Origin of the sequence: Psychrobacter sp. VH5 (assembly GCF_050572635.1) — a bacterium.
Classification (GTDB): domain Bacteria; phylum Pseudomonadota; class Gammaproteobacteria; order Pseudomonadales; family Moraxellaceae; genus Psychrobacter; species Psychrobacter celer.
The window spans coordinates 1,301,087-1,315,233 of sequence record NZ_CP192145.1; the positions used below are offsets into that span (position 1 = coordinate 1,301,087).

Sequence of the window (14,147 nt, forward strand, 5' to 3'; positions counted from 1 at the left end):
TAATAATACCAGCAGAAAAAAAATAATATAAAAATGATACTTTATGTATTGAAATAATAAGTAAAATGCGTTACTAATAGCGTATAGACAATAAAAACCGCCCATAGGATAGGGCGGTTTTACAAGTGAGACAGTGGTGTTTTGATTCATGAGCATTTTGATCCATGATGTCATGCGCCGCTGTTGTCACTTGTCATCAATGACCTGCAAGTGCTAAAGGATTGGCTTATGACTACCTCATCGACCCCCACGACAACTCACACCGATACGCGCCCACACTACCGCGATTATTATCAAAACTTTAATATCAATAACTTATTGACCGAAATATATGGCGAGCATCTGGACGACCAGCGAAATGCTTACATGGCCTGCTGTGGGCGCCATGTGCGTGATGGGCAGGGTGAGCATCTCGCACTCGTACACGAAGATACAGCAGGCAACGTCACGCGCCTAAGCTTCGCTGAGCTTGATAAGGCCAGTGGTCACGTTGCCAACTTGCTCCAGTCATATGGTGTGCAAGCTGGCGATCAAGTGGCGACCATGCTGCCGCGCACACCTGAACTGCTGACTATTGTATTGGCGACATGGCGTATTGGTGCCGTGTATCAGCCGTTATTTACCGCTTTTGGCTATGATTCGATTAAATACCGTATGGATAAGGCCAATACCAAAGTGGTATTTACCAACCTTGAGAACCGCGGCAAGTTTGAGGATTTGGCTGAGCAAACCAAAATGGTTTTGGTGGGCGGCGATGATAGCCAGCAGGACCATGGCTGGGGTGACGATCGTTATGAGGAGGTGGTAGCAGCGCAGTCATCTACGGCGGCGCCTGTGCTCTTGGATACAGATGCGCCATTTTTGCAGATGTTTACCTCTGGGACCGTCGGTAAATCTAAGGGCGTCAGCGTTCCTCTCAGCGCGCTCTCGGCTTTTTATCTATATATGCGTTATGCCATCGATTTGCGCGCCGATGATAATTACTGGAATATGGCCGATCCTGGCTGGGCCTATGGGTTGTATTATGCCATTACAGGGCCGTTGCTGATGGGCATCACCACCCATTTTAATGAGTCAGGATTTGATGCAGAAAACACGCGCGACTTTATGGCGCGTCATAAGATTACCAATTTGGCCTCCTCGCCCACTGCCTTTCGTATGATGAAATCCAGCGGCGTGTTTGAGCAGGCGCATGATGATAGCGATGCCGCGTTATCCCTACGCTGCGCCAACTCGGCAGGCGAGACCCTAAATACCGAGGTCGTCAACTGGGTGGAGACTTATCTAAACTGCAAAGTCTGTGACCAATATGGACAAACTGAGACGGGAATGACGTGCTGCGAGCACCATGCTTTGACCCATGAGTGTCCTGTCGGCTCAATGGGTATGGCGCTTCCAGGGCATACCCTCGTCGTGTTGGATGATGACATGAATGTCTTGCCTGATGGTGAGCAAGGCCAGCTGGCGGTGGTGGTCAGTCAGTCGCCCGCGTTTTATTTCCGTGGTTATAGCTGGAATGAAAAAGACGCCTTTGTCGGTGATTACTACCTAACAGGCGATGTGGTCGAACGTCATAGTGACGGTAGCTATTGGTTCTCAGGGCGTGATGATGACATCATCATCACCGCAGGCTACCGTGTGGGGCCGACTGATGTCGAAAACACCGTACTGGAGCATGATGCGGTGGCAGAGTCGGCGGCCGTCGGCGTACCTGATGAAGTGCGCGGTCATACCATCAAGTCGTATGTGGTGCTAAAGGACGGCATCGAAGGCTCAGATGAGCTGGCCAAAGAAATACAAGCCCTGGTACGCAAGCGTCTATCGACACACGCCTATCCGCGTGACATTGAGTTTGTGGCAGCATTGCCCAAGACCCCAAGTGGCAAGATTCAGCGCTTTTTGCTGCGCAGTTTGTCTGCGGCATAAGCCAAGAAAAACGCGACGATATCAAGACGCGGCCATATTAAGGGCGACTATACGTCAGTCGCCGCCTTATTGGCCATATTAGCTTAAGATGAGCAATGCATCATGCACTGTCTTAAATATTTTTCCGTACACTATAAAGACTACATGCAAAGAATACTAGACAAATAAAAGGAAGGATTATGCAAATTGAACAACACAGCTTTTTGGTAACGGGCGGTGCATCAGGCCTTGGCGAAGCCGTGGTACGGGCGATCGTCGCTCAAGGCGGCAAGGTGGTCATCGCCGATTTAAATGAATCGGCAGGACAAGCACTGACTGATGAGCTGGGCGCAAATAGCCGTTTTGTACGCTGTGATATTACCAGCGGCGAGGATGTGCAAGCAGCAGTAGACATCGCCGAACAAGCCTTTGGCGGTCTGCAAGGCTCTATTAACTGTGCGGGCATTGCGGTGGTACAAAAGCTGCTCGATCGTGAAAACCAACCTGCCGATCTAGAGGCGTTTAGCCGCGGGGTTCATATCAATCTCATGGGGTCTTTTAACGTCGCACGTTTGGTAGCGGCTAGCATTGCTAAGCGTGTGGCAGCTGGCGCTTACGCATCAAACGCAGACAACGGTATTATCATCAATACCGCCTCTATCGCCGCCTTTGATGGACAAGTTGGGCAAGCTAGCTATTCATCATCAAAAGCTGGGGTGGTCGGGCTGACCTTGCCGCTTGCACGCGAGCTGTCGCGCCACGGCATCAGAGTCATGACCATCGCGCCTGGTGTGTTTGCCACACCGATGATGGACACCATTCCCGAAAAGGCGCGCGAACAGTTAGAAGCAAGTGTGCCGTATCCTAAGCGTTTGGGTGCTCCAAACGAGTTTGCCAAATTGGTTACTCATATCATTGATAACGCCTACCTAAACGGCGAAGTGATTCGCCTTGATGGCGCGATTCGTATGGTGTAATCGCGCTTTTAGCGTATTCATAATTTTTGCACATATTTGACACAAATTTTTGTTATTTTATAAAAGCTCATTACTGGCGGATTATAAAAGGCAAAGACTGTGTCATTTTTTCGTTTATACCCCAAAAAAATCATCCTGCTGTCCTTGGCGATGCTTATTTTGCTCGGCGTTGGCCTGACAGTCTACAAAACGCTCGCTGCAGCAAATCACTTTGACAAAGGCCATCAAACTGACCTTGCAAATATCAAGATTGACAAAGTCTATGTCGATAAGTCCGAGCGGGTATTAAAGCTATTAAGTGGCGATCGAGTAATCAAAACTTATCACATTGCTTTAGGGGATAGCCCAGTGGGACATAAGCGCCAAGAAGGCGATGAGCGCACACCGACAGGGAGTTATGTTCTTGATTATAAAAATGAAAACTCTAGCTACTATCGCTCCATCCACGTCAGTTATCCTAACGCCGCTGATAAAGCCCAAGCCAAAAAACGCGGGGTCAGTGCGGGCGGTGATATTATGATTCATGGACAAAAAAATGGCCTTGGTCATCTGGCGGCTATTACGCAGCAGCGTGATTGGACGGACGGCTGTATTGCGGTGACTAATGATGAGATGGATGAGATTATGGCATTGGTTGCCATTGATACACCGATCGAAATCGTGGAATAAACTCCTACTTGGCGACCATGCGGCAATGCGTATAACGGCTTTGTTTTTAAGAATGGGTGTCTTGAAACGCACGGTATAAAACCTTATGAATAAGAATAAGTTTATATCATTGCTATTAGTAAGGTTTTATTGTTTTTCGCTTGAAATACAAGGTACTATACCCTATATAAATATCAACTAAAGGCAAACGGGCTAACCTAATACTTATAAAAGCCTGTTGCCATGATAAATTATCAAAGGATAACAATATGAGATTTGAGAAATTTACCCAAAAGCTGCAAACGGCTATCTCCGAGGCGCAAAGTCTGGCGCTGGGACGTGATCACACAGGCATAGACCCTGTGCATCTGCTTGCCGTACTGCTACAAGATGAGTCTAACTTATCTATCTGTCAGCAAGCAGGCGCATCCATTCCGGCGCTAAAAAACGGCGTAGCAAAAGCGCTCGATAATCAAGCGACAATTAGCGAGCCGACAGGTGATGTCAACCTAAACCCAAACTCAGTGAAGATTTTAAACCTAGCCGATCGCCAAGCGCAGAAGGCAGGTGATGAATTTATTGCCACTGAATGGGTGCTATTGGCACTTGCTGAACAAGGCGAGACCAAAAAAATCTTTGAAAACGCAGGCGTGACAGCCAGTCAGCTAAAGGCTGTGATCGAAAAATTACGTGGAGACGAAACGGTGGACAATCAAAATGCCGAAGATCAGCGTGATGCGCTAAACAAATACACCATCAACCTAACTGAGCAAGCTGAGCTGGGTAAGCTAGACCCTGTCATTGGCCGTGACGAAGAGATTCGCCGTACCATTCAAGTGCTCTCGCGCCGCACCAAAAACAACCCCGTGCTCATCGGTGAACCGGGTGTCGGTAAGACAGCCATCGTCGAAGGCCTAGCACAAAAAATCATCAATGGCGATGTGCCAGAAGGGCTTCGTAATAAAGAAGTATTGTCGTTAGACTTAGGCGCGCTTATTGCAGGAGCAAAATTCCGTGGTGAGTTTGAAGAGCGTCTCAAAGGGGTGCTGAGTGACTTGGCCAAGCAAGAGGGCAATGTCATTTTGTTTATCGATGAGCTGCATACCATGGTCGGTGCGGGTAAGTCAGAGGGCGCGATGGATGCAGGCAATATGCTAAAGCCTGCGCTTGCACGCGGTGAGCTGCACTGTGTGGGCGCAACGACGCTAGATGAGTACCGCCAATATATCGAAAAAGATGCTGCGCTTGAGCGCCGTTTCCAAAAAGTGCTTGTCGATGAGCCAACGGTCGAAGACACCATTGCGATTTTGCGTGGTCTAAAAGAGCGTTATGAGCTGCATCACGGTGTCGATATTCAAGACAGCGCGATTATTGCCGCAGCGCGCATGAGCCATCGTTATATTACCGATCGCAAATTGCCAGATAAGGCGATTGATTTAATCGATGAAGCGGCAAGTCGCCTGCGCATGGAGATGGACAGCAAGCCTGAAGCGCTTGGTAAGCTCGATAGCCGTTTGATTCAGCTAAAAATGCAGCGCGAAGTACTCAAAAACGAAGAAGATGCCGGCGCACAAGCAGAGCTTAAAGTGCTTGATAGCCAAATCGAAGAGCTAGAAAAAGAGTACGCCGATCTCAATGAGATTTGGCAAGCGGAAAAAGCGCTGGTCAAAGGCTCTCAGCAGCTAAAAGACGAGCTGGACAAAGCGCGTATCGCTTATGACAAAGCCAGCCGCGAAGGCGACTACGAGACCATGAGTAAGCTGCAGTACGAGACGATTCCAGAGCTTGAGCGCCGTATCACAGAGTCTGATTTGGCCGAGCAAAAAGAACTGGCAGGTGATAATGGCGGTGCCAAACTGCTGCGTAATAAAGTCACGGACAACGAGATCGCAGAGGTGGTGGCAGCCGCGACGGGAATTCCTGTCAGCAAAATGCTGCAAGGCGAGCGTGACAAGATGTTGGCGATGGAAGAGAAGCTGCATGAGCGCGTCATCGGTCAAGATGAAGCGGTCAAAGCAGTCGCCAACGCTGTGCGTCGTAGCCGAGCTGGGTTATCTGATCCCAACCGCCCATTGGGTTCGTTCTTATTTTTAGGGCCTACGGGGGTTGGTAAAACTGAGCTGACCAAATCACTGGCCAACTTCTTGTTTGATAGTGAGGATGCCATCATCCGTATCGACATGAGTGAGTATATGGAGAAACATAGCGTCAGCCGCTTAGTGGGCGCGCCTCCAGGCTATGTCGGTTATGAAGAAGGCGGCACCTTGACCGAAGCGGTACGCCGTAAGCCTTATAGCGTGATACTGTTTGATGAGGTCGAAAAAGCGCATCCTGATGTGTTTAATATCCTCTTGCAAGTGTTAGACGATGGACGTTTGACCGACTCACAAGGCCGCGTGGTTGACTTCAAAAACACGGTGATTGTGATGACCAGTAACTTAGGCTCTCACAAAATCCAAGAGATGGTCGGCGAGAGCTATGAAGACATCAAATCTGAGGTGATGGATTCGGTCGGACAGCATTTCCGCCCAGAGTTTGTCAACCGTATCGATGAGATTGTGGTATTCCATCCGCTTGGCATGTCGCAGATGGCTGGTATTGCTGACATTCAGTTGCAGCGTCTACGTCAGCGTCTCCAAGAGCGTGAGATGGATATCGAGCTGTCAGCCGATGCGATGAACAAACTAGTCGCTATTGGTTACGATCCTGTGTATGGCGCGCGTCCACTAAAACGTGCGATCCAGCAAGAGATCGAAAACCCATTGTCATTAAAGCTATTGGCTGGTGACTTTGTCGCAGGTGATATCATCAAAGTCGATGTCGACGCAGATGATCAGCTGACATTTGATAAGCTCAGAATGAGCTAAATCAAGCGCTTGTTTTTCATTGAGTTAGTTTAGCGGTCTCTGCTAGCTAATGAAAAATCCAAACCCCTTATCTGCCTATTTTTATATGGTCAGGTAAGGGGTTTTTTTTGTGTCAACATTATTTACCGTTTACACACCTTGATTGTGGTATAAATAATGATAAAGCACATAAAAAGACGGCAAGATTAGGGAGGTAAATCAGGATGACTATTATTAAAAAAAGAATAAAAATGCCGTTGCTACTATCGCTCGTGGTAGCGTCACTGCTATTTAGTGCCTCTGCATGTTCCAATCCTGCAGCCGTCAATACCGACGCCGATCTGACAGAATACAAAGAAGGCCAAGCCGCAGCGCGCGATTTGGCGGCCAATACCGAAAGACCTATCTTTGATACAAAAGCGCTCGCCATCTTTGATGAGCCTTGGGCAATGACGGCGCTACCAACGGCGGATAATGAGTCCCCCAAGCTCTTGGTGACTCAAAAGACCGGCGAGCTGTTTGTCGTTGATACTGCCACGGGTCGCAAGACAGCCGTAGCGGGTATACCGGCAGTGGCTTATGGCGGACAGGGCGGTCTGGGTGACGTCATCCTAGCGCCTAATTTTTCTACCTCTAAGCAGATATATCTCAGCTATGCTGAGGCAGGTACAGGCGGCGATAGCGGCAAGTTTGGGGCAAAAGTCATTAAAGCGGCACTAACGGGGCTGGATACTGAGACGCCAAGCTTACAAGCGCTGATGCCTATCTGGGAGCAAGCCCCAAAGGTACGCGGTCAAGGTCACTATAGCCATCGTTTGCTCTTCTCCCCTGATGGTCAGTATCTATATATCAGCTCGGGCGATCGCCAACAAAAAGCCCCCGCGCAGGACATGAGTGGCAACTTGGGAAAAATCATACGGTTACATCCAGATGGCTCTGTGCCAAAGGACAACCCATTTACCGAAGATAAGCATGAGATTGCCAAGCAGTTTTGGTCGATAGGTCATCGCAATGTCCTTGGTATGGTATTTGACGATGCAGGCAGACTTTGGGCGCATGAGATGGGGCCGCGCGGCGGTGATGAGTTTAATTTGATCAAAAAAGGCCGTAACTACGGCTGGCCGGTCGTCTCAAACGGCCGCAATTATAATGGGACTGATATTCCTGATCATGATACGCGGTCTGATTTTGCTGCGCCTCATATCACTTGGACGCCTGTTATCTCACCGTCCTCAATGAGCATTTACGCATCCGGCCGTCATAACGACTTTCCTGCATGGCAAGGGTGTGCGCTTATCAGTGGCCTGTCCTCACAAGCGCTGATGGTGGTGCGCCTTGACAGCAACAATGGCAGTAAGAAAGCAGGTGAGCGTTATCGGTACGATATGGGGGAGCGGATGCGTAGTGTGTTGGCCGTCGATGGGCGAGTGTGGCTGCTCGAAGACGGCAAGGATGCCAAACTGTTACAGTTGGTCAGTCGGTAACCTCTTTAATAAAACCAAAATAGAAATATAGTATCAGCTGTGTTTTAGCGGTATTTTTATTGAGTGAAATTGTGTAATTAATTGATAAATAAAGGTTGGTTTGTTAAGGTAAACTTCTTTAGGAGGTGAGATATTAACGGATGAATGACGTAAAAGTTGAAAGAATGGGTCCTTTCCCAAGGGTCAATAAGCCAGTCTTTATCACATCAAGTATTTTGATTGTTGGCTTTATTATATTTGGGGTGCTCTTTACAGAAGCAGCAGGCGCACTATTTGGGTTTTTACAAAGCTTTATCACCACCAACTTTGGTTGGTTCTTTATTCTATTGATGAACGTGGCGCTGGTATTTTGCCTATATCTGATCGCAAGTCGTTATGGTGATATACGTTTGGGTAAACAGACGGAGCGTCCGCAATATAGCTTGGTCTCTTGGATAGGTATGCTGTTTTCAGCAGGTATCGGTATTGGGCTGGTTTATTGGGGCACCGCCGAGCCGTTATATCATTTTATGGCACCACCGCTGGGTGAGGCTGAGACCGTAGAGGCTGCCAAGCAAGCGATGAACTTCTCGTTTTTGCATTGGGGGCTGCATGCATGGGCGATTTATACCATCGTGGCGCTATCTTTAGCGTACTTCCACTTTAGGCGGGGGTTGCCGCTGTCTATACGCTCGACTCTGTATCCAATATTGGGGCAAAAAATCTATGGACGCTGGGGCCATACTGTCGACGTTTTAGCGGTATTTGGCACGATGTTTGGGGTAGTCACTTCGTTGGGGTTGGGGGTGATGCAGATCAACTCAGGCCTCGAAAACCTATTTGGTTTTCCTAACAGTGTCGGTGTGCAGTTTGCCATTATTGCTTTTATCACGCTGCTGGCTTGTGGTTCGCTGATGTTGGGCCTTGATAAAGGTATCAAGCGCTTAAGTGATATCAATATGGGTCTGACAGGCTTGCTACTGGCGTTTATGGTGGTTTTGGGCCCGACACTATTTATCTTTGATAGCTTTTTTGAAAACGTCGGGAACTATTTGGCCGCTATGGTACCACTGAGCTTTTGGGGCGAGGCGTATAGCAATACCGATTGGCAAAGTAGCTGGACGATTTTTTATTGGGCATGGTGGGTTAGCTGGTCGCCGTTCGTTGGGGTGTTTATCGCACGTATTAGCCGTGGTCGTACCATTCGTGAGTTTACCCTTGGCGTGCTGCTCATTCCTATGACGATTTTGTTTTTTTGGTTTACCACCTTTGGCGGGGTGGCCATCCATATGGAGCTGCTCGCCGCCCTTGACCCCGCTTTGGTGAGTCCAGGATTGGTCGACGCGGTAAATGAAGACTTCGGCAGTGCGATTTTTAGACTGATTGAGTACTATCCACTGGCTAAGCCAATTACGTTGTTGATTGTCATCATGATTGTCCTGTGGTTTGTGACTTCCTCTGACTCGGCCAGTTTTGTCATCGATATGCTGACAGCTGGTGGTGATACCAATCCACCCAAGATTCAGCGTTTGTTTTGGGCGACGATGGAAGGTTTAATCGCGGCGATTTTGTTGGCTGCAGGTGGATTGGACGCATTACAAGCCGCTGCCATCGTTGCAGGTCTGCCATTTGCATTGGTCATCTTTGTGATGATGTATTCGTTATGGCGCGGTTTGAGCCGTGATCGCTTGATTTTGTACCGCGCGCAGCAGCAGTATATTACGGATGAGTCTATCGATCGCAATACCGCTGATGAGTTTGTCGATGAAGAGTTACTAAAGGGGCCGCCAAAGATTGTCAAAGGTGACTAGTGTTTATGTGCAGGCTAGCGCCGCAAAAAACAGTGCTAATTCACTGTGTTAAGTCACCTATTAAACAGTCATGCCACGATAGCTCTGAGAATTCAGGGCTATTTTTTTGTATCAAAACTTAACAATTGAGGGTGAGGTTTGATAAATGGGTAACATATTGTTAAGGTAACTCACCCTAACATATTGGATAACTAAGATGAGTGAACTCAAAATAGGTCGCTTAGGGCCTTTTCCGCGAGTAAATAAACCGGTGTTTATTGCGTCTGCAATATTGATTGTGGGGTTTATTATATTCGGCGCTTTGTTTCAAGAGCTAGCAGATACGATATTTACTAGTGCACAAAGCTTTATCACCAACCGCTTTGGTTGGATGTTTATTATTTTAATGAACGTGGCCGTGGGGCTGTGTCTGTATTTAATCTTTAGCAAATACGGTGATATCCGCTTAGGTCATCAAACCGAAACCCCGCAATATAGCCTGCCATCTTGGATAGGTATGCTGTTTTCAGCGGGTATCGGTATCGGCATCATGTACTGGGGCACCGCAGAGCCCGTCTATCACTTTATGGCGCCGCCACTGGGTGAGGCCGAGACAGTAGAGGCTGCCAAACAAGCGATGAATATCTCATTTTTGCATTATGGGATACACGCTTGGGCTATTTATGCCATCGTGGCGTTGTCATTGGCTTATTTTCATTTTCGCCGTGGCTTGCCTTTATCGATTCGCTCTAGTCTCTACCCGATATTGGGCCAAAAGATCTATGGCAAGTGGGGACATACGGTCGATACACTAGCGGTCTTTGGTACCATGTTTGGCGTGGTTACTACCTTGGGTTTTGGCGTATTGCAGATTAACTCTGGACTTGAGGGGTTATTTGGTTTACCTAATTCTGTCACCATGCAGGTGATGTTAATTGCTTTTATCACCATACTTGCCTGTGGCTCATTGCTAATGGGCTTGGATAAGGGTATCAAACGCCTAAGTGATACCAATATTGTTTTGACCTTTGTGTTGTTAGGGTTTGCTTTTATCATGGGACCCACACAGTACATCATGGACAGCTTGGTCGAAAACACCGGCAACTATATACAAAACATCGTCCAGCTCAGTTTTTGGAGTGAGGCCTATAGTAAAGGTGATTGGCAGTCTTCATGGACGATATTTTACTGGGCATGGTGGATCAGCTGGTCACCATTTGTCGGGGTGTTTATCGCGCGTATCTCTCGTGGCCGCACCATTCGTGAGTTTTTGCTCGGCGTGTTATTTATTCCGATGATTATTTTATTTTTCTGGTTCACGACCTTTGGCGGTGTCGCAGTAGACATGGAGCTGATCGGTAACCCTGGGTTTATCGAGGTGGTACAAAACGATTATGGTAGCGCCATCTTTAAGCTGATGGAGTTTTATCCATTTACCAAAGCCACGACGATGTTGATCGTTCTGATGATTGTATTGTGGTTTGTGACCTCATCAGATTCGGCCAGCTTTGTCATTGACATGCTGACTGCTGGCGGCGATACCAATCCGCCTAAGATTCAGCGTTTGTTTTGGGCCATTATGCAAGGTCTGGTAGCGGCTATTTTGTTGGCAGCGGGCGGGCTTGGCGCCTTGCAAGCGGCGGCTATCGTCGCAGGGTTTCCCTTTGCTATCGTGGTATTTGTCATGTTGTATGCCATGATACGTGGGTTCAACCGTGATGAGCTGATACTGTATCGTGCCGAACAGCGCTTTATCACTGATGAGTCGATTGAGCACAATACCGCCAATGAGTTTGCGGATGAAGAGCTACTAGAAGGTCCGCCAGAAATCGTTAAGGGTGACTAGGCCTGTCCGCAATTTGGCCGCTAGTTATCTATAGGGCGTGTTGAACATTCGCAAATAGGCACTGCTGATCGCTAAAATTGTTCCAGACAAGGCACAAAGCGACGATAATGCAGATGCCTTAGCGAGATTTGTAACGCAGTATGGGGCAATTTTAGCATCAGCCCGCAGGGACAGGACTCTTTTTTGCCGCTTCATCGTTAAAAACAAGCGCTTAGAATGACTAAACTTATTATTTTTAACATCGAATCGCCTAAAAAATAGTCGCTGTCAGTGTCATGGTCGAATGTTCAACACGCCCTAATCAGTTCGAAATAAAATCGATACGTTCATATGAACGTATCGGTTTTAAAGTAAATCAACTATACATGGACGAAACATATTTTGATACGCGTTAAGACCCCAGTCTCTTTGGAAGCTGGGGTTTTGTTTTTAGTTTGGTTAGCAAAATAGGGGCAAAAACCCCCTAGCACGGCATCATATTTTATTTATATACAAGGGCATCATAGCAGCGTTAGATTTGATAATTCATCAATGTCTTGATATGGTGGCGCTCTTTTAATTTTGGAAAGATCTATGGATCATGTGAAAGTTGGCCGAGTCGGCCCTTTTCCGCGAGTAAGCAAACCTGTTTTTTTGACCTCAGTCATTTTAATTACACTATTTATTATTTTTGGCACACTGTTTAATCAGCAAGCAGAAATGGTATTTAATCAAGCAAAAGCTTTTGTGTCTTTGCGTTTTGGTTGGTTTTTTATTGTCGTGATTAATACCACCTTGTTGATGAGTGTCTATATGATACTCAGTCGATATGGTGATATTCGTTTGGGGCATCAAAATGAGGAGCCTGAATACAAACTGCTCTCGTGGATAGGTATGCTGTTTTCAGCAGGTATCGGTATCGGGCTGCTGTACTGGGGCACCGCTGAGCCGCTATATCATTATATGGCGCCGCCGCTGGGCGAAGGGGAGACAGTCGCTTCAGCTAAGCTTGCGATGAATATCTCGTTTTTACACTACGGTATTCATGTTTGGGCGCTTTATGGCATGGTGGCTCTGGCTTTGGCTTACTTTCACTATCGCCGCGGTTTGCCGCTGGCTATCCGCTCGACTCTATATCCTATATTGGGCAAAAGAATCTATGGCGGCTGGGGTCACACAGTCGATACCTTAGCGGTATTTGGTACGATGTTTGGGGTAGTGACGACCTTAGGGCTTGGGGTGCTGCAGATTAACTCTGGTCTTGAGAGCTTGTTTGGTATTCCGAATAACACCAGTGTCCAGATTGTTTTGATTGCCATCATCACTGTTTTGGCAGGGATGTCGCTTTTTTTAGGCTTGGATAAAGGTATCAAGCGTCTAAGCGATATCAATATCTTTTTGACCATTATCTTACTGAGCTTTGTGATTATCTTAGGGCCCACGCAGTTTATTTTTAATAGCTTTGTAGAAAACATCGGTAACTATGTACATCAAGTGATTCCATTGGGGTTTTGGACAGAGTCCTATGAAGGACAAGAAAACTGGCAGGCTTCTTGGACGATTTTTTATTGGGCATGGTGGATAAGCTGGTCGCCATTTGTGGGTGTGTTTGTCGCGCGTATCTCTCGTGGCCGTACCATTCGTGAGTTCACCTTAGGGGTGTTATTGATTCCAGTGGCCATATTATTGTTGTGGTTTACCGCTTTTGGGGGTTCTGCTGTTCATATGGAGCTACTAGCGGCGGCCAGTCCTGATTTGGTCAGTCCAGGTCTTGTGGAGGCGGTCAGGGCCGATACTGGTAGTGCGATATTTAAGTTGATGGAGTCTTATCCACTGACGTCGATGTTTAATTTACTGATTGTCGTGATGATTGTATTGTGGTTTGTTACTTCTTCTGATTCGGCCAGTTTTGTGATAGATATGCTGACCTCAGGCGGTGATACTGATCCCCCAAAAGTTCAGCGTTTGTTTTGGGCAGGTACAGAAGGGGTGATCGCTGCGGTACTGCTCGCGGCAGGGGGGTTGGTCGCGTTACAAGCCGTGTCTATCGTGTCAGGCTTACCTTTTGCTATGGTGATTTTGGTCATGATGTATTCGCTATTACGTGGATTAAGCCGAGACCATCTGATTCTCTATCGTCAGCAGCAGTGGTTTCTTACCGAAGAGTCAGCCGAGCACAACTCAGCAAATGAGCTGCCTGATGAGGATTTTTTAAAAGGTCCGATTGAGCTAAAGCGAGAAGACTGATCTTCGTGCGCGACTATTTGCCTTTTAAGTATATCTTATCGCTTTACAAAATACCCAGCTTAGCCCAAGCTGGGTATTTTTATGGCTGCCGTTATTAACAGCCAACAGTGAAGTGCCAGTAGTGAAGTGAGTGGCACGGTGCCTATCGGTATTTTGACACCATCGTCATAACGTCATCATAAAACCGTCGTTTATAAACATTCGCCTTTGACATAGCCTATCGCCTCAGGGGTGCTACAGGCAGAGCAGGCGTTGCCAGCGGTACGGTAGCTTATCAAGCTGCCAGTTTTACTCTTCACACAAACAGGATCGTACTGCGCGGTGCACATGGTTTGTTCAGGGTCAAAGGGTGGGCACTGCGAAAACACACCATCAGGTAGTTGGTGAGAGCGGGTAGGCTGGGCTGGCGTGCTCTCAGGCATTGTTATATCAGGCAAAGAGCTACA

The 14,147-nt window shown here is 47.5% G+C and carries 9 protein-coding genes; 8 read left to right on the top strand and 1 reads right to left on the bottom strand.

Features of this window, described 5'->3' with window-relative positions; translation table 11 throughout:
• The first annotated feature begins 228 nt into the window (after window positions 1–228).
• The 8 genes from ACNFVB_RS05525 to ACNFVB_RS05560 all read left to right on the top strand — a co-directional run bounded on the left by ACNFVB_RS05525 (window position 229) and on the right by ACNFVB_RS05560 (window position 13,701).
• Window positions 229–1,926, top strand: a complete 1,698-nt coding sequence (locus ACNFVB_RS05525; protein ID WP_430738349.1) for an AMP-binding protein — start codon at window positions 229–231, stop codon at window positions 1,924–1,926.
• Window positions 1,927–2,105: 179 nt separating this feature from the next.
• Window positions 2,106–2,882 carry an SDR family NAD(P)-dependent oxidoreductase gene (locus ACNFVB_RS05530; RefSeq protein ID WP_430738350.1) on the top strand — a complete coding sequence of 259 codons (777 nt, stop codon included), beginning with the start codon at window positions 2,106–2,108 and terminating at the stop codon, window positions 2,880–2,882.
• Window positions 2,883–2,981: 99 nt separating this feature from the next.
• Window positions 2,982–3,551, top strand: a complete 570-nt coding sequence (locus ACNFVB_RS05535; protein ID WP_430738351.1) for a L,D-transpeptidase family protein — start codon at window positions 2,982–2,984, stop codon at window positions 3,549–3,551.
• A 248-nt stretch (window positions 3,552–3,799) separates the two neighbouring features.
• Window positions 3,800–6,397 (top strand): ATP-dependent chaperone ClpB, encoded by a 2,598-nt coding sequence (clpB, locus tag ACNFVB_RS05540; RefSeq protein ID WP_430738352.1) that lies wholly within the window; start codon window positions 3,800–3,802, stop codon window positions 6,395–6,397.
• A gap of 203 nt (window positions 6,398–6,600) precedes the next feature.
• Window positions 6,601–7,860: a PQQ-dependent sugar dehydrogenase gene (locus ACNFVB_RS05545; protein ID WP_430738353.1), complete on the top strand. Its 1,260-nt coding sequence runs from the start codon at window positions 6,601–6,603 to the stop codon at window positions 7,858–7,860.
• 140 nt (window positions 7,861–8,000) lie between these two features.
• Window positions 8,001–9,650, top strand: coding sequence for a BCCT family transporter (locus ACNFVB_RS05550; RefSeq protein ID WP_430738354.1), 1,650 nt, complete (start codon window positions 8,001–8,003; stop codon window positions 9,648–9,650).
• A 196-nt stretch (window positions 9,651–9,846) separates the two neighbouring features.
• The gene (locus ACNFVB_RS05555) at window positions 9,847–11,475 is read left to right on the top strand and encodes a BCCT family transporter (RefSeq protein WP_430738355.1); all 1,629 of its coding nucleotides are present in this window, start codon (window positions 9,847–9,849) and stop codon (window positions 11,473–11,475) included.
• Between the two features lie 573 nt (window positions 11,476–12,048).
• Window positions 12,049–13,701: a BCCT family transporter gene (locus tag ACNFVB_RS05560; protein WP_430738356.1), complete on the top strand. Its 1,653-nt coding sequence runs from the start codon at window positions 12,049–12,051 to the stop codon at window positions 13,699–13,701.
• Window positions 13,702–13,892: 191 nt separating this feature from the next.
• Here ACNFVB_RS05560 and ACNFVB_RS05565 read toward each other — a convergent pair whose 3' ends face one another.
• Complete coding sequence (locus ACNFVB_RS05565) at window positions 13,893–14,138, bottom strand: hypothetical protein (protein ID WP_430738357.1); 246 nt, start codon at window positions 14,136–14,138, stop codon at window positions 13,893–13,895.
• Between the last annotated feature and the right edge of the window lie 9 nt (window positions 14,139–14,147).

Excerpts from the sequence above, each read along its gene's own strand:
- ACNFVB_RS05530 (WP_430738350.1), top strand. The coding sequence starts at position 2,106 with ATGCAAATTGAACAACACAGCTTTTTGGTAACGGGCGGTGCATCAGGC.
- ACNFVB_RS05545 (WP_430738353.1), top strand. The coding sequence starts at position 6,601 with ATGACTATTATTAAAAAAAGAATAAAAATGCCGTTGCTACTATCGCTC.
- ACNFVB_RS05550 (WP_430738354.1), top strand. The coding sequence starts at position 8,001 with ATGAATGACGTAAAAGTTGAAAGAATGGGTCCTTTCCCAAGGGTCAAT.
- ACNFVB_RS05560 (WP_430738356.1), top strand. The coding sequence starts at position 12,049 with ATGGATCATGTGAAAGTTGGCCGAGTCGGCCCTTTTCCGCGAGTAAGC.
- clpB (WP_430738352.1), top strand. The coding sequence starts at position 3,800 with ATGAGATTTGAGAAATTTACCCAAAAGCTGCAAACGGCTATCTCCGAG.
- ACNFVB_RS05555 (WP_430738355.1), top strand. The coding sequence starts at position 9,847 with ATGAGTGAACTCAAAATAGGTCGCTTAGGGCCTTTTCCGCGAGTAAAT.
- ACNFVB_RS05525 (WP_430738349.1), top strand. The coding sequence starts at position 229 with ATGACTACCTCATCGACCCCCACGACAACTCACACCGATACGCGCCCA.